At 70.0% G+C, this 24,715-nt stretch carries 19 protein-coding genes; 13 read left to right on the top strand and 6 right to left on the bottom strand.

All coding sequences use genetic code 11. The features are described 5' to 3' along the window. Positions 1-10: 10 nt before the first annotated feature. The 9 genes from uvrA to NI26_RS08465 all read left to right on the top strand — a co-directional run bounded on the left by uvrA (position 11) and on the right by NI26_RS08465 (position 11,278). A complete protein-coding gene (gene uvrA / locus NI26_RS08505) occupies positions 11-3,046 on the top strand; it encodes an excinuclease ABC subunit UvrA (protein ID WP_235426332.1) in 3,036 nt (1,011 codons plus the stop codon). Further along, positions 3,047-5,158 (top strand): excinuclease ABC subunit UvrC, encoded by a 2,112-nt coding sequence (gene uvrC, locus NI26_RS08500; RefSeq protein ID WP_066654439.1) that lies wholly within the window; start codon positions 3,047-3,049, stop codon positions 5,156-5,158. Between the two features lie 108 nt (positions 5,159-5,266). Beyond that, positions 5,267-6,178, top strand: a complete 912-nt coding sequence (gene rapZ, locus NI26_RS08495; RefSeq protein WP_066654437.1) for an RNase adapter RapZ — start codon at positions 5,267-5,269, stop codon at positions 6,176-6,178. A 76-nt stretch (positions 6,179-6,254) separates the two neighbouring features. Then, positions 6,255-7,235 carry a DNA-binding protein WhiA gene (whiA, locus tag NI26_RS08490; protein WP_066654429.1) on the top strand — a complete coding sequence of 327 codons (981 nt, stop codon included), beginning with the start codon at positions 6,255-6,257 and terminating at the stop codon, positions 7,233-7,235. Between the two features lie 260 nt (positions 7,236-7,495). Further along, positions 7,496-8,506: a type I glyceraldehyde-3-phosphate dehydrogenase gene (gene gap, locus NI26_RS08485; RefSeq protein WP_058749583.1), complete on the top strand. Its 1,011-nt coding sequence runs from the start codon at positions 7,496-7,498 to the stop codon at positions 8,504-8,506. Next, complete coding sequence (locus tag NI26_RS08480; RefSeq protein ID WP_066654427.1) at positions 8,503-9,720, top strand: phosphoglycerate kinase; 1,218 nt, start codon at positions 8,503-8,505, stop codon at positions 9,718-9,720. Before gap ends, NI26_RS08480 begins: the two co-directional genes overlap by 4 nt. A gap of 43 nt (positions 9,721-9,763) precedes the next feature. Then, positions 9,764-10,543 carry a triose-phosphate isomerase gene (gene tpiA, locus NI26_RS08475; RefSeq protein WP_066654426.1) on the top strand — a complete coding sequence of 260 codons (780 nt, stop codon included), beginning with the start codon at positions 9,764-9,766 and terminating at the stop codon, positions 10,541-10,543. Between the two features lie 120 nt (positions 10,544-10,663). Continuing rightward, positions 10,664-10,915 carry a preprotein translocase subunit SecG gene (gene secG / locus NI26_RS08470; RefSeq protein WP_058727797.1) on the top strand — a complete coding sequence of 84 codons (252 nt, stop codon included), beginning with the start codon at positions 10,664-10,666 and terminating at the stop codon, positions 10,913-10,915. 3 nt (positions 10,916-10,918) lie between these two features. Beyond that, a complete protein-coding gene (locus NI26_RS08465) occupies positions 10,919-11,278 on the top strand; it encodes an RNA polymerase-binding protein RbpA (RefSeq protein ID WP_066654425.1) in 360 nt (119 codons plus the stop codon). A 294-nt stretch (positions 11,279-11,572) separates the two neighbouring features. Here NI26_RS08465 and pgl read toward each other — a convergent pair whose 3' ends face one another. The 5 genes from pgl to tkt all read right to left on the bottom strand — a co-directional run bounded on the left by pgl (position 11,573) and on the right by tkt (position 18,483). After that, positions 11,573-12,343, bottom strand: coding sequence for a 6-phosphogluconolactonase (gene pgl / locus NI26_RS08460; RefSeq protein WP_066654423.1), 771 nt, complete (start codon positions 12,341-12,343; stop codon positions 11,573-11,575). A gap of 106 nt (positions 12,344-12,449) precedes the next feature. Continuing rightward, complete coding sequence (locus NI26_RS08455; protein WP_066654421.1) at positions 12,450-13,394, bottom strand: glucose-6-phosphate dehydrogenase assembly protein OpcA; 945 nt, start codon at positions 13,392-13,394, stop codon at positions 12,450-12,452. After that, the gene (zwf, locus tag NI26_RS08450; protein ID WP_066654419.1) at positions 13,391-14,929 is read right to left on the bottom strand and encodes a glucose-6-phosphate dehydrogenase; all 1,539 of its coding nucleotides are present in this window, start codon (positions 14,927-14,929) and stop codon (positions 13,391-13,393) included. The genes NI26_RS08455 and zwf overlap by 4 nt, the downstream gene beginning before the upstream one ends. A gap of 191 nt (positions 14,930-15,120) precedes the next feature. Next, positions 15,121-16,233, bottom strand: a complete 1,113-nt coding sequence (gene tal / locus NI26_RS08445) for a transaldolase (RefSeq protein ID WP_066654417.1) — start codon at positions 16,231-16,233, stop codon at positions 15,121-15,123. A 156-nt stretch (positions 16,234-16,389) separates the two neighbouring features. Then, the gene (gene tkt, locus NI26_RS08440; protein WP_066654415.1) at positions 16,390-18,483 is read right to left on the bottom strand and encodes a transketolase; all 2,094 of its coding nucleotides are present in this window, start codon (positions 18,481-18,483) and stop codon (positions 16,390-16,392) included. Positions 18,484-18,856: 373 nt separating this feature from the next. Here tkt and NI26_RS08435 point away from each other — a divergent pair, with 373 nt between their 5' ends. After that, complete coding sequence (locus tag NI26_RS08435) at positions 18,857-19,801, top strand: heme o synthase (RefSeq protein ID WP_066654411.1); 945 nt, start codon at positions 18,857-18,859, stop codon at positions 19,799-19,801. 596 nt (positions 19,802-20,397) lie between these two features. Here NI26_RS08435 and NI26_RS08430 read toward each other — a convergent pair. Further along, positions 20,398-21,384, bottom strand: a complete 987-nt coding sequence (locus tag NI26_RS08430) for a COX15/CtaA family protein (protein ID WP_081984874.1) — start codon at positions 21,382-21,384, stop codon at positions 20,398-20,400. 250 nt (positions 21,385-21,634) lie between these two features. On the opposite strand from NI26_RS08430, the gene sufB reads away from it, so the two are divergent. From sufB to NI26_RS08415, 3 genes are read left to right on the top strand one after another with little or no spacing between them, the layout of a single operon-like run. Beyond that, positions 21,635-23,053, top strand: coding sequence for a Fe-S cluster assembly protein SufB (sufB, locus tag NI26_RS08425; RefSeq protein ID WP_066654410.1), 1,419 nt, complete (start codon positions 21,635-21,637; stop codon positions 23,051-23,053). Further along, positions 23,054-24,388 carry a Fe-S cluster assembly protein SufD gene (gene sufD / locus NI26_RS08420; RefSeq protein ID WP_081984872.1) on the top strand — a complete coding sequence of 445 codons (1,335 nt, stop codon included), beginning with the start codon at positions 23,054-23,056 and terminating at the stop codon, positions 24,386-24,388. It begins immediately after the preceding gene. Beyond that, on the top strand, positions 24,388-24,714 hold the full coding sequence (locus NI26_RS08415) for a non-heme iron oxygenase ferredoxin subunit (protein WP_081984870.1): 327 nt from the start codon (positions 24,388-24,390) through the stop codon (positions 24,712-24,714). Before sufD ends, NI26_RS08415 begins: the two co-directional genes overlap by 1 nt. Position 24,715: the final 1 nt, after the last annotated feature.

Genomic DNA, 24,715 nt, shown 5'->3' with positions numbered 1-24,715 from the left:
ATCGTCTGCGATGACCATCACCTCTGACCGCGGAACCGCGACCCCGGGCCGGAACGCCTTCGGCGAGCCTGCAGACCTCCACATCCCCGGCGGGACGGCGCCGCACAGCACCTCGACGCTCAGCGTCCGGGGCGCTCGCGTGCACAACCTCCGCGACGTCGACCTCGAGATCCCTCGGGACTCGCTCGTCGTGTTCACCGGGCTGTCCGGGTCGGGCAAGTCCTCGCTCGCGTTCGACACGATCTTCGCCGAGGGCCAACGGCGCTACGTGGAGTCGCTGTCGGCCTACGCCCGGCAGTTCCTCGGCCAGGTGGACCGGCCCGACGTCGACTTCATCGAGGGCCTGTCGCCGGCGGTCTCGATCGACCAGAAGTCGACGAACCGGAACCCGCGGTCGACCGTGGGCACCATCACCGAGGTCTACGACTACATGCGTCTGCTCTGGGCGCGCATCGGTGTCCCGCACTGCCCCGTCTGCGGCGAGGTGATCAGCAAGCAGAGCGTGCAGCAGATCGCGGACCAGCTCATGGAGTTCGAGACCGGCACGCGCTTCCAGGTCCTCGCGCCGGTCGTCTCCAAGAAGAAGGGCGAGTTCGTCGACCTCTTCCAGGAGCTCGCGGCCTCGGGGTACGCCCGTGCGATCGTCGACGGTGAGCGCATCCAGCTGAGCGACCCGCCCAAGCTCAAGAAGCAGGTCAAGCACGACATCTCGGTGATCGTCGACCGTCTCGTGGCGAGCGACGACATCCTCGGCCGCCTCACCGACTCGCTCGAGACCGCCCTGCGGTTGACGAACGGCACCGTGGCGATCGACCTCGTCGACCACGAGGGGCCCGGCGCGGTCCGGACCTACTCCGAGAACCTGTCCTGCCCGAACAACCACCCGCTCGCGCTCACCGAGGTCGAGCCGCGGACCTTCTCGTTCAACGCACCGTTCGGTGCCTGCCCCGAGTGCTCGGGCCTCGGTACCCGCATGTCGGTCGACCCCGACCTGGTGCTCGGCGACCCCGAGGCCTCGCTGCGTGACGGCGTCCTGCTGCCCTGGACGGGCACGAGCGGGCTGTACTCGTACTTCGAGAAGCTCCTCGCGGGTCTCGGCAAGGACCTCGGGTTCGGCCTCGACACCCCGTGGAACCAGCTCGACCCGTCGGTGCAGGCCGCGATCCTGACCGGCAAGGACTTCCAGGTCTCCGTGTCGTGGAAGAACCGTTTCGGCCGCGAGATGCGGTACACGAGCGGGTTCGAGGGCGTCATGCCCTACATCGAGCGCAAGTTCGCCGAGGCCGAGTCGGACTCGCAGCGGCAGCGCTTCCAGGGCTACCTGCGCGAGGTCCCCTGCCCGGTCTGCGACGGCACGCGCCTGAAGCCCGAGGTCCTCGCCGTGACGGTCGACGGTCGCAGCATCGCCGACGTGACCGACATGTCGCTCGACCAGGCGTACGGCTTCATGGAGGAGCTGACGCTCACCGAGCGTGAGGCGCACATCGCGGCCGCCGTCCTCCGCGAGATTCGCGCGCGGCTCGAGTTCCTGCTCGAGGTCGGCCTGAACTACCTGACCCTCGCACGCGGAGCCGGCGGGCTCTCCGGCGGCGAGGCACAGCGCATCCGGCTCGCGACGCAGATCGGATCGGGCCTGACGGGCGTGCTCTACGTGCTCGACGAGCCGAGCATCGGCCTGCACCAGCGCGACAACCGTCGGCTCATCGACACGCTCGTCAAGCTCAAGGACCTCGGCAACACCCTCATCGTCGTCGAGCACGACGAGGACACCATCCGCACGGCGGACTGGGTCGTCGACATCGGACCGGGCGCGGGCGTGAACGGCGGCAAGGTCGTGCACTCCGGCTCCTACGAGGGCATCATCGCGAACCGCGAGTCGGTGACCGGTGACTACCTGGCAGGTCGGCGCGCGATCGAGGTGCCCGCCGAGCGACGGAAGATCAACCCGAAGCGCGTCATCAGCGTGCAGGGCGCCCGGGCGAACAACCTCAAGCAGGTCGACGTCGACTTCCCGCTCGGTGTCTTCACCGCGGTGACCGGCGTCAGCGGCTCCGGCAAGTCGACCCTGGTCAACGACATCCTGTACAAGGTGCTCGCGAACCAGCTCAACGGCGCACGGCACATCGCCGGCAAGCACACCCGCGTGAAGGGCCTCGACCAGCTCGACAAGGTCGTGCACGTCGACCAGGCGCCGATCGGCCGCACCCCGCGGTCCAACCCGGCGACCTACACCGGCGTGTTCGACCGCATCCGGCAGCTCTTCGCCGAGACGCCCGAGGCGAAGGCGCGCGGCTACCAGCCCGGTCGCTTCAGCTTCAACGTCAAGGGCGGCCGCTGCGAGAACTGCTCGGGTGACGGCACGATCAAGATCGAGATGAACTTCCTGCCCGACGTCTACGTGGCGTGCGAGGTCTGCGGCGGTGCGCGGTACAACCGCGAGACGCTGCAGGTGCACTACAAGGGCAAGGACATCTCCGAGGTCCTCGACATGCCGATCAGCGAGGCGGCCGAGTTCTTCGAGCCGATCTCGGCGATCCACCGCTACATGGCGACGCTCGTCGACGTGGGCCTGGGCTACGTGCGCCTCGGGCAGAGCGCGACGACCCTCTCCGGTGGCGAGGCCCAGCGCGTCAAGCTCGCGACGGAACTCCAGCGCCGCTCGAACGGCCGCACGGTCTACGTGCTCGACGAGCCGACGACCGGCCTGCACTTCGAGGACGTCCGGAAGCTGCTGCTCGTGCTGCAGAGCCTGGTCGACAAGGGCAACACCGTGATCACGATCGAGCACAACCTCGACGTGATCAAGTCCGCCGACTGGCTGGTCGACATGGGACCCGAGGGCGGCGCCGGTGGCGGTACGGTCCTGGCCGTCGGCACCCCGGAACACGTGGCCGACGTCCCCGAGAGCCACACCGGTGTGTTCCTGCGCGAGATCTTCGATGCGCAGGACGCCCGTGTCGGCAAGGAGCAGGCGGTCGGTGCGCGTCAGGCCACGCAGAAGCACCAGGGCGGGCAGCAGAGCAAGCAGAAGGCGGGTGCTCGGTAGGTGGCGGACACCGTCTCCTGGCGGCCGAAGGCGGGGGAGATCCCGACCGACCCAGGCGTCTACCGGTGGCGTGACGAGGCCGGTCGGGTGCTCTACGTCGGCAAGGCGAAGAACCTCCGCGCCCGCCTGAGCAACTACTTCGCACCGCTGCCGACCCTCCACGAGCGCACCCGACGCATGGTGCTCACGGCCCGGAGCGTCGAGTGGACCACCGTCGGCTCCGAGATCGAGGCACTGCAGCTCGAGTACACGTGGATCAAGGAGTTCGACCCGCCGTTCAACGTCAAGTTCCGGGACGACAAGTCGTACCCGTACATGGCGATCACCCTGGGCGAGGAGTCGCCGCGGGTGATGGTGACGCGGAACCGGAAGATCAAGGGCGCGAAGTACTTCGGGCCCTACCCGAAGATCTGGGCGGTGCACGACACCATCGACCTGATGATCAAGGTGTTCCCGATCCGCACCTGCTCGGACTCGTCCTACAAGAAGGCGATGCAGACGGGCAAGCCGTGCTTCCCGGGCCAGATCGGCAAGTGCGGTGGACCCTGCTCGCAGAAGGTCACCATCGCCGAGCACCGGGCGATCGTCGAGGAGTTCGTCCGGTTCATGGGCAGCTACGACCGCAGGGTGATCACGACCCTGCGGCAGCGCATGGCCGCGGCCGCCGACGCCATGGACTACGAGCAGGCGGCGCGGTACCGCGACCAGGTCGGTGCCCTCGAAGCGGTGCTCGAGAAGTCGGCGGTGGTCCTCCGTGACTCGGTCGACCTCGACCTGTTCGGTGTGGCCGAGGACGAGCTCGCCGCCGCCGTGCAGCTGTTCTCCGTGCGCGGCGGGCGCATCCGCGGTGTCCGGGGGTGGGTGGTCGACAAGGAGCTCGACATCAGCACCGGTGACCTGGTCGAACAGATCGTCCAGGGCCAGTACGCGACGAGCGACGACGTCCCGCGCGAGGTCGTCGTGCCGGAACTCCCCGAGGACGCCGAGGCCCTGCAGCAGTGGCTCAGCGAGCGGCGCGGCAGGCGCGGCACGAAGCTCAGCACGGCCCAGCGGGGCGACCGGGCGGGCCTCGCGCGCACGGCCGCCCAGAACGCCGCGCAGGCGCTCATGCTCTACAAGACGAAGCGCAGCGCGGACTACACGACCCGGTCGGCTGCCCTCGCCGACATCCAGGACGCCCTGGGCATGACCGAGGCCCCCCTGCGGATGGAGTGCTACGACATCTCCCACCTGCAGGGCACGAACGTGGTGGCGTCGATGGTGGTGTTCGAGGACGGGCTCCCGCGCAAGGACCAGTACCGCCGCTACACGATCGCCGAGACGACCGACGACACCGACAGCATGTACCAGGTGCTGTCGCGACGGCTGGCGCGCCTCGACGAGGACGCCGCGGTGCCGGACGTCCCGGACGCCACGAGCGAGGACGTCGTCGAGGGCACGAAGCCGACGAAGCGGTTCGCGTACCGTCCGCAGCTGCTCATCGTCGACGGCGGCCAGCCCCAGGTCCAGGCGGCCAAGCGGGCGATGGACGAGGCCGGCGTGCACGACATCGCCCTGGTGGGCATCGCGAAGCGCCTCGAGGAACTGTGGTTGCCCGACGACGACTTCCCGGTGATCATGCCGCGCAACTCCGAGGCGCTCTTCCTGATCCAGCGGATCCGTGACGAGGCGCACCGGTTCGCGATCACGCACCAGCGGACCCGCCGGAAGCGCGACGTCCGGTCGCAGCTGTCGGAGATCCCCGGGCTCGGCCCGACCCGGGTGAACGCCCTGCTGAAGCACTTCGGGTCGGTCGCGCGCCTGCGTGAGGCGACGGCGGAGCAGATCGCCGAGGTGAACGGCGTCGGGCCGGCCACCGCGGCGGCGGTCGTCACGAAGCTCGCGCAGACGCCCCGCAGCGCGCCGGAGGGGAGCCCGCCCGGAGGAAGCGTGCCGGAGGCGAGCGACGCCGACCCTGCCGGGCGCGCAGCCAGCACCCCCGGTCCGGAGCGGACGACGGACCCGGACGCGCCCGCAGCAGCCGCCGCGGAGGAGCCGAGCCGCGCCTCCCGGCCGGTCGGCCCCGTCCGCGTCCCGGACGTCTCCGCCGACGGCCCGTCGCGTCCACGGTGACCGGCCCCGCTCCGAGCGCGGGACGGTAGCCTGGACGCGCAGCCGAGACCCGAAGCCGAGACCTCCCCGGGCCGTGGCCCGGGCCGCCACGACGGAGCCCTCCCACACATGAGCGACACGAGCGACGACCGAACAACCCCGACGTCCGCGTCGCAGCAGCACGACATCCTCATCGTCACCGGCATGTCCGGCGCCGGCCGTTCCACGGTCGGCAAGGCGCTCGAGGACCTCGGCTGGTACGTGGTCGACAACCTCCCGACGCAGATGCTCGGCCCGCTCACCGAGCTCGCGGACCGTGCCGGGGAGAAGATCCCGAAGATCGCGACCGTCGTCGACGTCCGCGGCGGACGGTTCTTCACCGACCCGGAGCAGGCGGTCGAGCAGGTCCGTGCCAGCACCTCCGCCCGGGTCCGGGTGCTCTTCCTCGAGGCGACGGACGCCGTGCTCGTGCGCCGCTTCGAGCAGGTCCGCCGGCCGCACCCGTTGCAGGGCGACGGGACGCTGCTCGACGGCATCGGCCTCGAGCGTTCGCGGCTGTCCGGGCTGCGCGAGGCCTCCGACGTCGTCATCGACACCTCGGACCTGAACATCCACCAGCTCGCCAACGCCGTCACGGAGCGCTTCGCCGACGACCACTTCGTCGGGGTCCAGGTCACGCTCATGAGCTTCGGGTTCAAGTACGGGCTGCCCGCCGACGCCGACATGGTCGCGGACGTGCGGTTCATCCCGAACCCCTACTGGGTGCCGGAACTCCGCCCGCACACCGGCCTCGACGCCCCCGTCTCGGAGTACGTCCTGTCGCAGCCGGGCGCCCGCTCGTTCGTCGAGCGGTACGCTGCCGTGCTCGAGCCCGTGCTGGCGGGATACCAACGCGAGAACAAAAGACACGCTACGATCGCCATCGGCTGTACCGGCGGCAAGCACCGCTCGGTCGCCGTCGTCGCCGAGTTGGCGAACCTCCTCCGCGGGATGTCCGACGTCGCCGTGCGTGTGAAGAACCGAGATCTCGGCCGGGAGTGACCGTTCCTCCGGCCGCTCCACACCCACGTGCGCCGGACCCGCGGACCCCACCAGAGAAAACGTTAGGAATGATGCTGTGCCGTTGACTGCCGAGGTCAAGGACGAACTGGCCAGGGTCGTCGTGAACCGCAACACGGTCCGCGCCGCCGAACTCGCGACCATCCTGCGGTTCGCGGGCGGCCTGCACGTCATCTCGGGCAGGATCGCGGTCGAGGTCGAGCTCGACACCCGGATCATCGTCCACCGCGTGCGCAAGGACCTGGCGGAGCTGTACGGCGTGCGGAGCGAGGCGTCGGTGGGGTCGTCCGCGTCCTCCCGCCGCGGCACCCGCTACCTGGTCCGCGTGCTCGAGGCGGGGGAGACGCTCGCCCGCCAGACCGGGCTCATGGACGCGCGCCGTCGCCCGGTGCGTGGCCTGCCGAACCGTCTGACGACCGGCAACCGCGAGGACCTCGCCGCCATCTGGCGCGGTGCGTTCCTCGCCTCCGGCACGCTGACCGACCCCGGTCGCGCCGCCGCGCTCGAGGTCACCTGCCCGGGCAACGAGGCGGCGATGGCACTGGTCGGTGCCGCCTCGCGCCTCGGGATCGCCGCGAAGGGCCGCGAGGTCCGCGGCGTCCACCGCGTCGTCATCCGCGAGGGCGAGGCGATCGGCCAGATGCTCACCGTCATGGGCGCCGCCCGCACCACCGCCGAGTGGGAGGAGATGCGCCAGCGCCGCGAGGTCCGCGCCACCGCCAACCGTCTGGTGAACTTCGACGACGCCAACCTCCGCCGCTCGGCGCAGGCCGCCGTCGCCGCGTGCGCCCGCGTCGAGCGCGCGCTCGAGATCCTCGGTGACGACGTCCCGGACCACCTCAAGTACGCCGGGTCGCTCCGGCTGCAGCACCGTGACGCCTCGCTCGACGAGCTCGGTCAGCACGCCGAGCCGCCGATGACCAAGGACGCGATCGCCGGCCGCATCCGCCGCCTGCTCGCGATGGCCGACAAGAAGGCGGTCGACACCGGCGTGCCGGGGACCGAGGCCAGCGTGCCGGAGGAGCTCGAGGGGGCGTAGCCCCGACCGGCCCCACGACGGACGGGAGGCGCGGTGCCGGCTGGCACCGCGCCTCCCGTCCGTCCGTCCGGGGGAGCGTCCACCACCGTCGGCGGGACCGTCCGGACGGACCGTCATCCGGCGCGGGCGCGCAGTGTCCGACTGCTAGGGTCGTTACGGCGACGTTACGGGGCGTATCGTCCACCACACGTGGGTCCGCAGGGCCGCACGACTCCGAAAAGCAGCGCCCCCGGGGCGCTCCACACCCACCAGGAGATCCATTGACCGTCAAGATCGGCATCAACGGCTTCGGCCGCATCGGCCGTAACTTCTTCCGGGCCGCCCTCGCCAAGGGCTCCGACCTCGAGATCGTGGCGGTGAACGACCTCACCGACAACGCGGCCCTCGCGAACCTGCTGAAGTTCGACTCCATCACGGGTCGTCTCGGCGTCTCCGTCGAGCTCGACGGCGACAGCATCGTCGTCGACGGCAAGCCGATCAAGGTCCTCGCGGAGCGCGACCCTGCGAACCTCCCGTGGGGCGAGCTGGGCGTCGACATCGTCATCGAGTCGACCGGCTTCTTCACCAAGGCAGCCGACGCGCAGAAGCACATCGACGCGGGCGCCAAGAAGGTCATCATCTCGGCCCCGGCGACCGGCGACGACGTCACCATCGTCCTCGGCGTGAACGAGGACCAGTACGACCCCGAGAACCACAACATCATCTCGAACGCGTCGTGCACCACGAACAGCCTCGCGCCGCTCGCCAAGGTCTTCCACGACAAGTTCGGCATCGAGCGTGGCCTCATGACGACGGTGCACGCGTACACCGCCGACCAGAACCTGCAGGACGGCCCGCACAAGGACCCGCGTCGTGCCCGCGCCGCCGCGCTCAACATCGTCCCGACCTCGACCGGTGCGGCGAAGGCCATCGGCCTCGTCATGCCCGAGCTCGCCGGCAAGCTCGACGGCTACGCCCTCCGCGTGCCGGTGCCGACCGGTTCGATCACCGACCTCACCCTCGAGACGTCGTCCGAGGTCACCGTCGACGAGATCAACGCCGCCTACAAGGAGGCCGCCGAGGGCCCGCTCAAGGGCATCCTGCTCTACAGCGAGGACCCGCTGGTGTCGACCGACATCACGACGGACCCGCACTCGTCGATCTACGACTCCGGCCTGACCAAGGTCATCGGCAAGCTCGTCAAGATCACCTCGTGGTACGACAACGAGTGGGGCTACTCGAACCGCCTCGTCGACCTGACCGAGTACGTGGGCGAGCGACTCTCGGCATGAGCCTCCGCACCCTCGAGGACCTCGGCGACCTCGCCGGCAAGCGCGTCGTCGTCCGGTGTGACCTGAACGTCCCGCTCAAGGACGGCACGATCACCGACGACGGCCGCGTGCGCGCGTCGCTGGGCACGCTCAACACGCTCGTCAACGCCGGTGCGCGGGTCATCGTGATCTCGCACCTCGGTCGTCCCGACGGCACGCCCGCGCAGGAGTACTCGCTCGCCCCCGTGGCGCAGCGGCTCTCGGAACTGCTCGGCAAGGAGGTCACCTTCGTCGGCGAGACCGTCGGCGACGAGGCGACCGCGGCCGCCGAGGCCCTCGGGGACGGCGACGTCCTGCTGCTCGAGAACCTCCGCTTCAACCCGGAGGAGACCTCGAAGGACGCGTCGGCGCGCACGGCGTTCGCCGAGCGGATCGCCGCCCTCGGTGACGCGTTCGTGTCGGACGGCTTCGGCGTCGTGCACCGCAAGCAGGCCTCCGTGTACGAGCTCGCGGCAGCGCTGCCCAGCGCGGCCGGCTCGCTCATCGAGTCCGAGCTGACGGTGCTCGAGCGGTTGACCAAGGACCCGCAGCGGCCGTACACGGTCGTGCTCGGCGGATCGAAGGTCAGCGACAAGCTCGGTGTCATCGAGCACCTGCTCCCGCAGGTCGACACGCTGTGCATCGGTGGCGGCATGCTCTTCACGTTCCTCGCGGCCCAGGGCCACGGGGTCGCGAAGTCGCTCCTCGAGCAGGACCAGCTCGACACCGTCCGGGCGTACCTCGCCAAGGCGGACGAGCTCGGCGTGACGATCGACCTGCCGACCGACGTCGTGGTGGCCTCCGGGTTCGCTGCGGACGCCGACCACGAGACCGTCGCCGCCGACGCGATCGAGTCCTCGTCGTTCGGCACGGACGGCATCGGCCTCGACATCGGCCCGGAGACCGCGGCGCGCTTCGCGTCGGCGGTGTCCGGCTCGAAGACCGTGTTCTGGAACGGTCCGATGGGCGTGTTCGAGTTCCCGGCGTTCGCAGCAGGCACGAAGACCGTCGCGCAGGCGTTGACCGAGGTCGACGGCCTCGGTGTCGTCGGCGGTGGCGACTCCGCGGCGGCCGTCCGGTCGCTCGGGTTCTCGGACGACCGGTTCGGACACATCTCGACCGGCGGTGGTGCGAGCCTCGAGTTCCTCGAGGGCAAGTCGCTCCCCGGTCTCGAAGCACTGGGGTGGTCCCGATGACCCGCACGCCGTTCATCGCCGGCAACTCCGGGAAGGACGCAGCATGAACCGCCGTCCGTTCATCGCCGGTAACTGGAAGATGAACCTGGACCACCTCCAGGCCATCGCCACCGTGCAGAAGCTCGCGTGGACCCTGAAGGATGCCCGCCACGACCACGACGACGTCGAGGTCGCGGTGTTCCCGCCCTTCACGGACCTCCGCAGCGTGCAGACGCTCATCTCGGCCGACAAGCTCGAGATCCGGTTCGGCGCCCAGGACCTGTCCCAGTACGACTCCGGTGCCCACACCGGTGACGTGTCCGGGGCGTTCCTCGCAGCGCTCGACGCGCAGTACGTCATCGTCGGACACTCCGAGCGGCGCACGCTGCACGGGGAGACCGACGAGGTCGTCGCCGCGAAGACCGCCGCTGCAGTCAAGCACGGCCTCGTGCCGGTGGTCTGTGTCGGTGAGACCGGCGAGGAGCGCGAGCAGCGCGGCGCCGGTGTCGTCCCGGTCGAACAGCTCAAGGTCGTCCTCGAGGCCGTGAAGCCGTCCGAGATCGTCGTCGCGTACGAACCGGTCTGGGCGATCGGTTCCGGTCAGGCCGCGACTGCGGAACAGGCCCAGGAGGACTGCGCCGCGCTGCGTCGCGGGATCGCCGAGGCCTGGGGCGACGACCTCGCCGCCAGCACGCGCGTGCTCTACGGCGGTTCTGTGAAGTCGGGCAACATCGCCGGCTTCCTGCGCGAGCCCGACATCGACGGCGCGCTCGTCGGTGGGGCCTCGCTCGACGTGCAGGAGTTCGCGGCGATCGCGCGCTTCCGGCAGCACGTCGGACTCTGATCCATCCTGCTCAGGCCGGCCACGTCCGCGTGGCCGGCCTGAGCCACGCCCGTGCCGGTGTCGGGGCTGCTCACGCGGCCCGCTACACTTGCAGGGCTGACTTCACACGAAAGGTACGTCGTGGCGATACTCTCCGTCGTGCTGCAGGTCCTGCTCGCGATCACGAGCCTCCTGCTCACGCTCCTCATCCTCCTGCACAAGGGCCGCGGTGGCGGTCTCTCCGACATGTTCGGCGGCGGCGTGACGAGCAACCTCGGGGCGTCCGGCGTCGCCGAGCGCAACCTCAACCGCATCACGGTGATCCTCGGTCTGGTCTGGATCGTCTCGATCATCGTGCTCGGTCTCATCAACAAGTTCACGGCAGGGAGCTGAGCCATGGCAACCGGAGGCAGTGCAATCCGAGGGTCCCGCGTCGGCGCGGGTCCGATGGGGGAGCAGGACCGCGGCGTCCAGGCCGAGCGCGTGGCCGTCTCGTACTGGGACGCCCTCGGCAACGAGGTCGTGCGGTACTTCTCGGCGACCCTGCCGGACGACGAGATCCCGGAGACGGTGGACTCGCCGTCGACGGGTCTGCCGGCCGGCCGCGACAAGGAGAACCCTCCCGTCGTCGCGAAGACCGAGCCCTACAAGACGCACCTCGCGTACGTGAAGGAGCGCCGCACCGAGGAAGAGGCAGCGCAGCTCCTCGAGGACGCGCTGCAGCAGCTCCGGCAGCGCCGCGGTACCGCGAAGTAGCACCCGACGTCAGAAGGCCCCCGCACCGATCCGGTGCGGGGGCCTTCGTCGTCCGCGGGACGTGTAGTCGGTGCCCCTCGGTCCTCCGGTCCTGGCTGTTCCGGTCGCAGGACGTGCCGCGCGCGGTCGTTCGGGTCGCACGACATGCCGTCGGGGTCGGAGGTGAGCGGCAAGTCGTGCGACCGGAAGCGGGCAGGCGACGTCCGCACGGCAGTTGCGCGGGCCGGCACCGACGACGGACGGGAGGCGCGGTGCCAGCCGGCACCGCGCCTCCCGTCCGTCTGGGGGTCGCGTCTAGTAGGTCGACGCGATGAGGTTCTCGGGGACCTCGCGCGCGGCGTCCTGGTCCACGAAGAACACGGTGCGCTTGCGGCCCTGCACGCCGCCGACGGGGACCTCGTCCACCGCGGCACCGGCCAGTGCGAGGCCGAGCACCGACGCCTTCTCGGCGCCGGACAGGATGACCCACACGCGCTGCGAGGCGTTGATCACCGGGAAGGACAGCGTCAGGCGCTGCGCCGGCGGCTTGGGGGAGTCGTCGACCGTCAGCACGGCACGGTCGGTCACCGCGAGCTGCGGGAACTCGGGGAAGAGCGACGCCGTGTGGCCGTCGGGGCCGACCCCGAGCAGCGTGATGTCGAAGCGCGGCGCGACCGCACCCACGGGTGCTGCCTCCTGGAGCTCGCGCTCGTACTGTGCGGCGGCCTCGTCGATGGACAGCCCGGCGTCGGACGGTGCCATCGGGTGGATGTTCGCCTGCGGGATGTCCACGTGCTCGAAGAAGTCCGTCTGCGTGCCGGTGACGTTGCGGTCCGCATCGCCCTCGGCGACCCAGCGCTCGTCGACCCACCACACGTGCACCTTCGACCAGTCCACGCTCTCACGCGCAGGCGACTGCCCGATCGCCGCGAGGACCAGGGTCGACACCGAGCCGCCGCTGATCGCGATGTCCGCGCGCTCCTGCTCGTCCAGCACGTCGATGATCTTCGTGATGAAGCGAGCGGCGACCGACGCGCCGAGGGACTGCTTGTCCGGGTGCACCAGCACCCGTCGTTCGTTGGTCACGTGTCTCCCGTGTTCGTGGCGGCCGACCGGTGCGACCGCCTTCGGTCCGACCGGGGCGGGCGGCGGTCGTGTCGACCGCCGCCCGGACCCCGGCCGTGTGCGGTGCTCAGCCGGCGATGGACTCGCGCAGCTGGGGCACCCCGTGCTTGACGACGTCTCCGAAGAGGACGTCCGCGTCGAGTCTACGGAGTTCCTCTGCGAGGCAGTCGCGCAGGTTCCGTCGGGGCAGCGACAGGTCGTGCGTCGGCTGCCCGGGCATCGACAGGGTCGCGACGTCGACGAGCGAGCGCTCGAGGTCGATCGTGCCCGAGGCACGCTCGAGCTTGACCCCGTGGATGCCGCTCGACCCGGTGGCCCGCGGCGAGGTGACGACGGACACCGGCACCTGCAGCTGCAGCTGGAGCCACGCGGCGAGCAGGATCGTGGACGGACTGTCGCTCGCACCGGACACCTCGACGCCGGTGACGGGCTCGTACGGCGGCTGGTCGAGCGCCGCGGCGAGCTGGTTGCGCCAGAGCGTCAGGCGGGTCCACGCGAAGTCGGTGTCACCCGGCACGTAGGACTTCCCGAGCGCCTCGATCGCGCTGTTCGGGTCCTTCTGCGCGGCGGCATCCGTGATGCGACGCTGCGCGATCCGGCCCAGCGCGGACGCTGCCGGCTGCTCCGGAGCGGCCTGCGGCCACCATGCGACGACGGGGGCGTCGGACAGGAGGAGGCCGGTGACCAGGCTCTCCTCGTCCGTCGCGGTCTCGCCGTACGCACGGAGGACGATGACCTCGCTCGCGCCCGCATCGCTGCCGACGCGGATCTGGGCGTCGAGTCGACCGGGGGACTTCGTGTCGCCGTCGTTCTTCGACACGATGATCACCCGCATCGGGTGCTCGCGCGACGCCTGGTTCGCGGCCGAGATCGCCTCTTCCTCGTGCCCGAGGGCGGTCGAGATGATGAGCGTCAGCACGCGGCCGAGGGCGACGGCGCCACCCTCCTCGCGGATGTGGACGAGCTTCTTCTGGATCTTCGAGACCGTGGTGTTCGGCAGGTCGATCTTCATGGACGCCTCCAGGTCCGGCCGTCGCGGGCGAGCAGGGCATCGGCGGACGCCGGACCCCACGTGCCGGGACGGTACTGCTCGGGCTGGCCCTGCGTGGCCCAGAACTCCTCGATCGGGTCGAGGATCTTCCACGACAGTTCCACCTCTTGGTGACGGGGGAACAGGGGAGGGTCGCCGAGGAGCACGTCGAGGATGAGTCGCTCGTACGCCTCCGGCGAGGCCTCGGTGAACGCGTGTCCGTAGCCGAAGTCCATCGTCACGTCGCGCACCTGCGTGCCGACGCCCGGGACCTTCGAGCCGAAGCGGAGCGTGACGCCCTCGTCCGGCTGGACACGGATGACGAGCGCGTTCTGCCCGAGGGGTGCCTGCGTGTTGCCGTAGACGTCCTCGGGGACGCGCTTGAAGACGATCGCGATCTCGGTCACGCGACGGCCGAGGCGCTTGCCTGCCCGCAGGTAGAACGGGACGCCCTGCCAGCGGCGGGTCGCGATGTCGAGCTTGATCGCCGCGTAGGTCTCGGTCGTGGACTCGGGGTCCATCCCCGCTTCCTCGAGGAAGCCCAGGACCTTCTCGCCGCCCTGCCAGCCACCGTCGTACTGGCCGCGTGCCGTCGCCGTGGCGAGGTCCTCGGGCAGGCGCACGGCGGAGAGCACCTTCTCCTTCTCGGCGCGCAGGTCAGCGGCCTTGAACGAGACGGGTTCCTCCATCGCGGTGAGCGCGAGGAGCTGTAGCAGGTGGTTCTGGATGACGTCGCGGGCTGCGCCGATGCCGTCGTAGTACGCGGCCCGACCGGCGACGCCGATGTCCTCGGCCATCGTGATCTGCACGTGGTCGACGTAGTTCGAGTTCCAGATGGGTTCGTACATCTGGTTCGCGAACCGGAGCGTCAGCAGGTTCTGGACGGTCTCCTTGCCGAGGTAGTGGTCGATGCGGAACACGTCGTCGGGCGCGAAGACGCTCTCGACGATCGCGTTCAGCTCGCGCGCGGTGCGGAGGTCGGAGCCGAACGGCTTCTCGACGACCACGCGGCTCCAGGAGCCCTCGCGCTTCTCGGTCAGTCCGGAGACCTTGAGCTGCTCGGTCACCACCGGGAACATCTTCGGTGGGATGGAGAGGTAGAAGGCGTGGTTGCCGAGCGTGCCGCGCTCCGCGTCGAGCTCGTCGACGGTGCGCTTCAGCTCGAGGAAGGCCTCGGGGTCGTCGAACGAGCCCTGCACGAAGCGGATGCCCTGCTCGAGCTGCTTCCAGACGGCCTCGTCGAAGGGGGTGCGGGAGTGGTCCCGGACCGCGTCGTGCACGAGCTGGGAGAAGTCCTGGTCCTCCCAGTCGCGCCGGGCGAACCCGACGAGTGCGAATCCCGGGGGCAGGAGCCCTCGGTTCGCCAGGTCGTAGACCGCGGGCATCAGCTTCTTGCGGGACAGGTCGCCCGTCACGCCGAAGATGATGAGGGTGCTGGGCCCCGCGATCCGGTTCAGACGTCGGTCGGTCGGCAACCGGAGCGGGTTGTGCTCCGGGGTGATCGCCACCGGTGACATGAGTGTGGACTCCTTGTGGGTCGAACGGAGACGGCGGAGCGCTGCGCTGCGGGGGCAGCGGCGACTCCGCCGTCGTGGTGGTCAGGTCCGGCCGGGAGGCGCGTCGCGGCTCCGGCGGTCGGGTCCTGACCGGGGGTGCCTGCGTCCGGGGGACGGTGGTCCCGTCCTCCGGACGCAGGCTCCGGTCGTGCTTACTTGCTGTTCTCGAGCGCGGTCTTCACCGTGTCGACGAGCTCGCCCCAGGAGACGTTGAACTTGTCGACGCCCTCCTTCTCGAGCAGCGCGACGACGTCGTCGTAGTCGACACCGGCGGCAGCGATCTGGTCCATGACCTGCTGCGCGTCGTCGAACGAGCCGGCGATGGCGTCACCGTGGATCTCGCCGTGGTCGAACGTCGCGTCGAGCGTCTTGCCCGGCATGGTGTTGACCGTGTTCGGCGCGGCGAGCTCGGTCACGTAGAGCGTGTCGGGCAGCGACGGGTCCTTGACACCGGTCGAGGCCCACAGCGGACGCTGCGTGTTGGCACCGGACTCGAGCAGGCCGAGGGCACGCTCGGTGGCGAACTGCTCGGTCCAGACCTGGTACGCGAGCTGCGCGTTGGCGATGCCGGCCTTCGACTTGAGGGCCTTCGCCTCGTCGGTGCCCGCGGCGTCGAGGCGCTTGTCGATCTCGGAGTCGACACGCGACACGAAGAACGAGGCGACCGAGTGGATCTTCGAGAGGTCGTGGCCCGCGGCCTTGGCCTTCTCGAGGCCACCGAGGTAGGCGTCGATGACGGCGCGGTAGCGCTCGAGCGAGAAGATCAGGGTGACGTTGACCGAGATGCCGGCACCGATGACCTCGGTGATGGCCTCGAGGCCCTCGAGCGTCGCGGGGATCTTGATGAGGACGTTCTCGCGACCGACCTTCTCGAACAGGAACTTGGCCTGCTCGATGGTCTTCTGGGTGTCGTGGGCGAGGCCCGGCTCGACCTCGATCGAGACACGGCCGTCGAAGCCCTTGGTCTCGTCGTAGATCGGCTTGAAGACGTCGGACGCGTTCGCGACGTCCTGCGTGGTGATCTCGAAGATCGCCTCGGTGACGTCGGTGCCCTTCGCCGCGAGCTCCTTGACCTGCGAGTCGTAGCGCTCGCCCTTGGCGAGGGCCGACGCGAAGATCGTCGGGTTCGTGGTGACGCCGACGACGTTCTTCTGCTCGATCAGCTCGGTCAGCTTGCCGGTCTCGAGCAGCTCGCGCGACAGGTCGTCGAGCCAGATGCTGACGCCGACCTCGGAGAGGGCGGCGGTGGGGGTGTTCTCAGCCATGGTTTCTCTTCTTCTTTCGTCGACCGGCCCGGTGCGCGGAGGCGACCAGGGCCGTGTGTGTCGTGGTCTGTGGGCCGGGAGGCGCGGTGGCGGGGCCGCCGCGTGCCTCCCGGCAGAGGGGCCGGACCCGGCGTACCGGATCCGGCCCCTCGTGGGTCAGGACGCTGCGATCGATTCCTTGGCGGCGGCGACGACGTGCTCGGTGGTGAAACCGAACTCGGCGAACAGGCGCTGGTAGTCGGCCGATGCACCGAAGTGCTCGATCGACACGCTGCGGCCCTTGTCGCCGACGATGTCGCGCCAGCTCATCGCGATGCCGGCCTCGACCGAGACGCGCGCGGTGACGGCCTTCGGCAGGACCTGCTCGCGGTAGGACTCCGACTGCTCGAAGAACCACTCGAGCGAGGGGGCGCTCACGACGCGGGCGTTGATGCCCTCGCCCTTGAGCTGCTCACGCGCGTCGACCGCGATCTGGACCTCGGAACCGGTCGCGATGAGGATCACGTCCGGGGTGCCGTTCGGCGCCTCGGCCAGGACGTACGCGCCCTTCGCGACGTTCTTCGCCGAGGCGAGCGTCTCGCCGGAGGCGTCGCCCTCGCCACGCTCGAAGACGGGGAGGTTCTGACGGCTCAGCGCGATGCCGGCCGGACGGTCCTTGTGCTTGAGCATCTCGAGCCACGCGTACGACACCTCGTTGGCGTCGGCCGGACGGACGACGTCGAGACCCGGGATCGCACGGAGCGCGGTGATCTGCTCGATCGGCTGGTGCGTCGGGCCGTCCTCGCCCAGGGCGATGGAGTCGTGGGTCCAGACGTAGATCGCCGGCGCCTTCATGAGCGCGGCGAGACGGACCGCCGGACGCATGTAGTCGCTGAAGATGAGGAACGTGCCGCCGAAGGGGCGGGTGTTCCCGTGCAGGACGATGCCGGACAGGATCGAGCCCATCGCGTGCTCGCGGATGCCGAAGTGCAGCACGCGGCCGTACGGGTCGGTGCTCCAGGTCTTCGTCGACGCCTCGGCCGGACCGAAGGACTTCGCGCCCTCGATCGTGGTCAGGTTCGACTCGGCGAGGTCCGCCGAACCGCCCCAGAACTCGGGCATGAGCGGCGCGATGGCGTTGATGACCTTGCCGGAGGCGGCGCGGGTCGAGACGGCCTTCTCGGTGGAGAAGACCGGCAGCGCCTCCTCGAGGCCCTCGGGGAGCTCGCCCGCGTTGATGCGGTCGAGCATGGCCTTCTTCTCCGGGTTGGCCGCAGCCCACGCGTCGAAGATCTTCGTCCACTCGGCGTGCTCGGCCTGGCCCTTGGTGATCGCACCGCGGGTGTACTCGAGCACCTCCGGGTCGACGTGGAAGGTCTTGTCCGCGTCGAAGCCGAGGACCTCCTTGAGGCCCTTGAGCTCGTCGGCACCGAGCGCCGAACCGTGGATCTTGCCGGAGTTCTGCTTGGTCGGCGACGGCCAACCGATGATCGTCTTGAGGACGATGAGCGACGGCTTGGTCGTCTCGGCCTTGGCGGCCTCGACGGCGCGGTGGAGCTCCTCGACGTCCTCGGAGTACTCGCCGGTCTTCTTCCAGTCGACGTGCTGGACGTGCCAGCCGAGGGCCTCGTAGCGGGCCGCGACGTCCTCGGAGAACGCGATGTCGGTGTCGTCCTCGATCGAGATCTGGTTCGAGTCGTAGAAGACGACCAGGCGACCGAGCTGCTGACGGCCCGCGAGGCTCGCGGCCTCGTTGGTGACGCCCTCCTGCATGTCACCGTCACCGGCGATCACGTAGGTGAAGTGGTCGAAGGGCGACTCGCCGTCGGCGGTCTCCGGGTCGAACAGGCCGCGCTCGAAGCGCTGCGCGTAGCCGAAGCCGACCGCCGAGGCGAGGCCCTGGCCGAGCGGGCCGGTGGTGATCTCGACACCGTCGGTGTGGCCGTACTCCGGGTGACCCGGGGTCTTCGAGCCCCACTTGCGCAGGTGCTGCAGGTCCTCGAGCTCGAGGCCGTAGCCGTGCAGGTAGAACTGCACGTACTGCAGGATCGAGGCGTGACCGGCGGAGAGGATGAAGCGGTCGCGACCGATCCAGGTGGAGTCGCTGGGGTCGCGACGCATCACCTTCTGGAAGAGCAGGTGGGCGACCGGCGCGAGGCTCATCGCGGTGCCGGGGTGACCGTTGCCGGCGGCCTCGACCGCGTCGGCGGCGAGGACGCGTGCCGTGTCGACGGCCTTCCGGTCGATGGCGTCCCAGGTGAATTCAGCCACTTGGATGTTGACCCTTCGTTGTTGCGACATGTGCGAGGGCTCGTGCCATCGCACGGACATGATCGCCGTCCCGGGGCCGTGTGTCGTGTCGCCGTCGAGCGGCGGCCGACCGGCTCTTCGCGGCCGACGTCTTCGGGGCACACGATGCGGGAGGGCGTGTCCAGCATAGTGACCACGCACTCAGAAGGTGTCCAGGTGACGACGGTGCCGTGTCGGGCAGCCGGCCCGGTCGGCGAGGCGGGGCATCCTCGCGGCGCCTCGATGGCCTAAACTGGTGTCGACCCGTGTGCATTCCGGGTCGACGCACGCCCCGACGGTGACGGAGCCGCCCACCGAGCGTGCGAGCTGACGCGAACGGACTGAGGTTCCCCTGTTGACTGCCACCGCGACCCGGCCCGACACCGATCGACCCCGCTCGACGCTGTCCCGCAAGGTCCGCGCGTACGTCTCGCTGACGAAGCCCCGGGTCATGGAGCTGCTCCTCGTCACGACCGCTCCGACGATGTTCCTGGCGGAGCGCGGGGTCCCGGACCTCTGGCTCGTGTTCTGGACGATGCTCGGCGGCGCGATGTCGGCAGGGTCGGCCTCGGCGTTCAACTGCTACATCGACCGCGACATCGACCGGCTGATGAAGCGCACCAGCCAGCGCCCCCTGGTCACCGGTGAGCTCTCCGACAAGGAGGCACTGGTGTTCTCGTGGACGCTCGCCGTCCTGTCGACCGCCGTCCTCGGCTTCCTGGTGAACTGGCTGGCCGCCGCGCTCAGCGTCGTCGCGATCCTGATCTACGTCTGCGTCTACACGCTCTGGCTCAAGCGCCGCACCCCGCAGAACATCGTCTGGGGCGGATCCGCCGGGTGCATGCCGGTGCTCATCGGCTGGGCCGGTGTCACCGGGTCGCTGACCTGGGCGCCGATCATCCTCTTCATGGTGATCTTCCTCTGGACGCCGCCGCACTACTGGCCGCTGTCGATGAAGTACCGCGACGACTACGACGCCGCCGACGTGCCGATGCTCGCGGTCGTGCGCGGCCGCACCGTCGTCGGGCTGCAGGTCGTGCTCTACGCCTGGGCGACGCTCGTCTGCTCGCTGCTGCTCATCCCGGTCGCGCACATGGGGCCGCTGTACACGGTCGTCGCCCTGGCCGGGGGCATCTGGTTCGTCGTCGAGTCGCACCGGCTGTACTCGCGGGCGATCCAGCACGTGGAGCAGGTCCAGCCGATGCGGGTGTTCCACAGCTCGATCACGTACCTGACGCTGCTGTTCATCGCGGTGGGCATCGACCCGCTGCTGCCGCAGGTCTTCACCTTCACGATCTAGCCAGGGTTCGTCGCCCGCGCACGGAGCGCCGCCGGTCTGCCGGCGGCGCTCCGTGCGTCGGGGCGCAGCGCGGGCGGTCCCGGGTCGGGCGTTCGCGGGTCGGGTGGGCGCGGCTCGGACACGGGCGCGCGGGGTGCGTGCCCGGGTCGACCCGGGTGGCGCGGGCCGACGCGACAGCTCCGCTGTCGTACGACGACGGGGATGTCGCGGCTGTCCGCCGGCGACGTGGGCTGCACGATGCGCGTGCGCCCTGCGACGATGCCGCTGTCGTACGACGACGGGAATGTCGCAGCAGACGCGCGGCCGCGACCGGGCGTCGGACGGGAGGCGCGGGGTGGGCGGTGCTGCGCCTCCCGTCCGCATCGTGGCCGGCCCGGTGCCGAGGTGCGGGACGGCGGCGTCCGCACGAGACGGTCGCACCTGCGCGAGACGGTGCCGGATCCGGAGGCGTCCCGCGTGGTCGGAGGCGTCCTGCGCCGACGCCGGCGTCCTGTGCGTGGTCACGGGACCGGAGCCGTGCGGACGACGACGTCCCACGCGTCGGCGCTCGGGACGGAGGCGACGCGTGGGACGTCGGAGGGTGGCGAACGACCGCGTCAGGCGGTGATGCGCTCCCGCGCGGCCTGGCGACCGGCGCTGCCGCGCGTGCTGAGCACGACGACGGTGACCGCACCGACGAGGAGTCCGGCGAGCACCATGTGGGTCCCCACCAGGCCGACCGGCAGGCCCGTGCGCGCCTGGGTCAGGCCGACGGCGATCTGCACGAACTCGACGACGAGCAGGACGAGGGCCCAGCGGCTCGACAGCCGGAGGACGACCGCGCCGACGACGAGCGCCAGCGTCAGCGCGAACAGCGCGTAGGCCGGGATCGCGTGCAGGTGCTCCATCAGCTGCGGGTCGAACCCGGTGCGGTGCAGACGGCCCCCGTCGACCGCCTCGCTCGCACCCGCGTGCGGCCCGGAGCCCGTGGTCAGGATGCCGACCAGGACGGTGACGACCACCGCGACGACGGTGCCGCGGACCAGGCCGGTGTACCAGCCCGGGACGAGCCGCACCGCGGTGCGCGGACCGTTCATCGAGCGGTACACGAGCGTCGCCGTCACCGTGACGAGCGTCGTCGACACCACGAAGTGCAGCCCGACGACGAACGGGTTGAGGTTCGTGAGGACGCTGAGGCCGCCGATCACCGCCTGCACGGGGATCGCGATGCCCTGGGCGAAGGCGAGCCAGAAGAGCTCGGGGCGCGTGCGGCGCATGCGGACGACGGCGAGGAACATCGCGACCGCGACCACCACCAGCACGAAGGTGAGCAGACGGTTCCCGAACTCGATCACGCCGTGGATCCCCATCTCCGGGGTCGACACGAGCGACTCGGCGGTGCACTTCGGCCACGTCGGGCAGCCGAGCCCGGACGCCGTCAGGCGGACGAGGCCGCCGGTGCCGATCAGCACCACCTCGACGACGAAGGACGCCCAGGCGAGCCAGATCACGCGGGGGTCGACGGCGCGGGGGAGGGACCACCACCGCGGCGTGCGGGTGCCGGGGCGGACGCCCTGCTCGACGGTGGGTCCGACGCGAGTCACGAGGGTGGTGCCTTCCTGTTGTTCCGTGCGGTGAACCTGTAGGATTCGAGGGTTCAGCAGCAGTCAAGTCTAGGCAGGCGCCGGCTCCGAATGGGCCGTGATCGCCGATCGGTCGGACGACTGCGTGGGACCATCGACGTTGCGAGGCAGCAACGCCGTGGGACTCCTGTCGGAGGTCCGCGGTGGAATGGCGTCCGGACGTCACGGGTTGTCCCGACAGACGCTGCCGCGAGAAGGAAACGAGGAGACCATGTCCGACGTGCTCATCGACCGTCCAGAACTCGAAGGGCTCGGCCAGTACGAGTTCGGCTGGTCCGACTCCGACACGGCCGGCGCGTCCGCGCGCCGTGGTCTGTCGGACGAGGTGGTCAGCGACATCTCCGCCCGGAAGAACGAGCCCGAGTGGATGCACAAGCTCCGCCTCAAGGCGCTGACGCTGTTCGACCGCAAGCCCATGCCGTCGTGGGGTGCCGACCTGTCGGACATCGACTTCGACAACATCAAGTACTTCGTGAAGTCCACCGAGAAGCAGGCCCAGACCTGGGAAGAGCTGCCGGAGGACATCCGCAACACCTACGAGCGCCTCGGCATCCCCGAGGCGGAGCGCCAGCGCCTCGTCGCCGGTGTCGCCGCCCAGTACGAGTCCGAGGTCGTCTACCACCAGATCCGCGAGGACCTGGAGCAGCAGGGCGTCATCTTCATGGACACCGACACGGCGCTCCGCGAGCACCCGGAGTTCTTCGAGGAGTACTTCGGCTCGGTGATCCCGGCCGGCGACAACAAGTTCGCCGCGCTGAACACCGCCGTGTGGTCCGGCGGCTCGTTCGTCTACGTCCCGAAGGGCGTGCACGTCGAGATCCCGCTGCAGGCCTACTTCCGGATCAACACCGAGAACATGGGCCAGTTCGAGCGGACGCTGATCATCGCGGACGAGGACTCCTACGTCCACTACATCGAGGGCTGCACGGCGCCGATCTACAAGTCGGACTCGCTGCACTCCGCCGTGGTCGAGATCATCGTGAAGAAGAACGCCCGCGTGCGCTACACGACGATCCAGAACTGGTCGAGCAACGTCTACAACCTCGTCACCAAGCGCGCGATCGCGCACGAGGGCGCGACGATGGAGTGGATCGACGGGAACATCGGGTCGAAGGTCACGATGAAGTACCCGTCGATCTACCTCGCCGGTGAGCACGCCAAGGGCGAGACCCTGTCCGTCGCGTTCGCCGGTCCGGGCCAGCACCAGGACGCCGGCGCGAAGATGATCCACATGGCGCCGTACACGACGTCGTCGATCGTCTCGAAGTCGATCGCCCGTGGCGGCGGCCGCGCCGGCTACCGCGGTGAGGTCCGCGTCGACCCGGCCGCGCACCACGCCGCGAACACGGTCCGCTGTGACGCGCTGCTCGTCGACACGGTGAGCCGCAGCGACACGTACCCGGCGATCGACATCCGCGTCGACGACGTCCAGCTCGGCCACGAGGCCACGGTCTCCCGCGTGAGCGAGGAGCAGCTGTTCTACCTCATGTCGCGCGGCATGCCGGAGGACGAGGCCATGGCCATGATCGTCCGCGGGTTCATCGAGCCCATCGCCCGCGAGCTCCCGATGGAGTACGCGCTCGAACTCAACAAGCTCATCGAGATGAGCATGGAAGGATCCGTCGGCTAGATGTCGAACACCAGCACCAACCCGACACCCACCGACGGGGCCACCCCCGCACCGCGCATCGACCAGCCGGTCGAGCCCTCGGCCGTCGCACAGGGCCAGCAGGCTCCGTCCGCACGCAGCACGCAGGGCACCGACCAGCACGGTGCCCGCGCGCACTCCGACGGCGGCTGGGACGCGAAGGTCCCGGTCCAGACCCGGTCCGAGCGGCCGCAGTCCGGTGACCTCGACGCGTTCCCGCCGGTGACCGGCCGCGAGGTCAACTGGAAGTTCGCGCCGCTCGCGAAGCTCCAGCCGTTGCTCGAGGGTGGCCTCGACGGCTCCGCCTACCCGTTCCTGGCCCGCCAGACCGAGGGGGCCGACGTCGAGTGGGGTCGCAGCGACGACCCGGTCGTCGGCACCGCCGGCCTGCCCGAGGACCGCGCGGCCGCGGCGGCCTGGACCGCCCGCGACGCGGTGCTGAAGGTCACCGTCAAGGCGACCGAGGCGCACGAGTCGATCTCGATCACCCGCTCGGACTTCGGCACGCAGGCCCGCGCGGCGCACACGGTCATCACGGCCGAGCAGCACGCCCAGGGCATCGTCGTCATCGACAACCGCGGGTCGGCGCTCCTCAGCGAGAACGTCGAGATCGTCGTCCGTGACGGCGCACGGCTCACGGTGGTCAGCCTGCAGGACTGGGACGACGACGCGGTGCACGTGTCGACGCAGTTCGCCGAGGTCGGTCGCGACGCCTTCCTCAAGCACGTCGTGGTCTCGCTCGGCGGCGACGTCGTCCGCGTGAACCCCTCGACGCACCTCGGGGCGCAGGGTGCGGACACCGAGATGTACGGCGTGTACTTCGCCGACGCCGGCCAGTACATCGAGCAGCAGGTGTACGTGAACCACGACGCCCCGAACACCCGTGGCCGCGTCAACTACAAGGGCGCGCTACAGGGGGAGGGTGCGCACACGGTCTGGATCGGCGACGTGCTGATCGGGCGCGCCGGCGACGGCACCGACTCGTACGAGCAGAACCGCAACCTGGTGCTCACCGACGGCACGCGCGCGGACAGCATCCCGAACCTCGAGATCGAGACGGGCAACATCGAGGGGGCCGGGCACGCCAGTGCGACCGGTCGCTTCGACGACGAGCAGCTCTTCTACCTGCAGGCCCGTGGCATCCCCGAGGAGGAAGCCCGGCGCCTCGTCGTGCTCGGCTTCCTGGTCGAGGTCATCCAGAAGATCGGCGCGCCCGAGCTCGAGGAGCGCCTGATCGCCGCGGTCGAGCAGGAGCTCGCCGACGGCCGGACCGCGGTCGCCGCTGCGGAGCCCGAGGCCGAGCAGGCGGACGCCTGATGGCCGAGAAGGTCTGCGCCGAGTCGGAGATCGCCGTCGACAGCCCGATGCGCGTCGTCGTGGACGGCACCGCCGTGGCGATCGTGAAGGACTCGGCCGGGGCCGTGCACGCGATCGGCGACACCTGCACGCACGGGGACATCTCCCTGGCCGAGGGCTTCGTCGAGGGCGACACACTCGAGTGCTGGGCCCACGGGTCGCGCTTCTCGCTGGCCACCGGCAAGCCGCAGAACTTCCCGGCGTACGAGCCGGTGCCGGTCTTCCGGGTCGAGGTCCGTGACGGCGACGTCTACGTCGACGTGCACGACCCGGTCCCCGTCGACTGAG

The organism is Curtobacterium sp. MR_MD2014 (genome assembly GCF_000772085.1).
Lineage (GTDB): Bacteria > Actinomycetota > Actinomycetes > Actinomycetales > Microbacteriaceae > Curtobacterium.
Note: the sequence above shows the minus strand (reverse complement) of the source record. Positions and strands in the feature narration are given on the sequence as shown.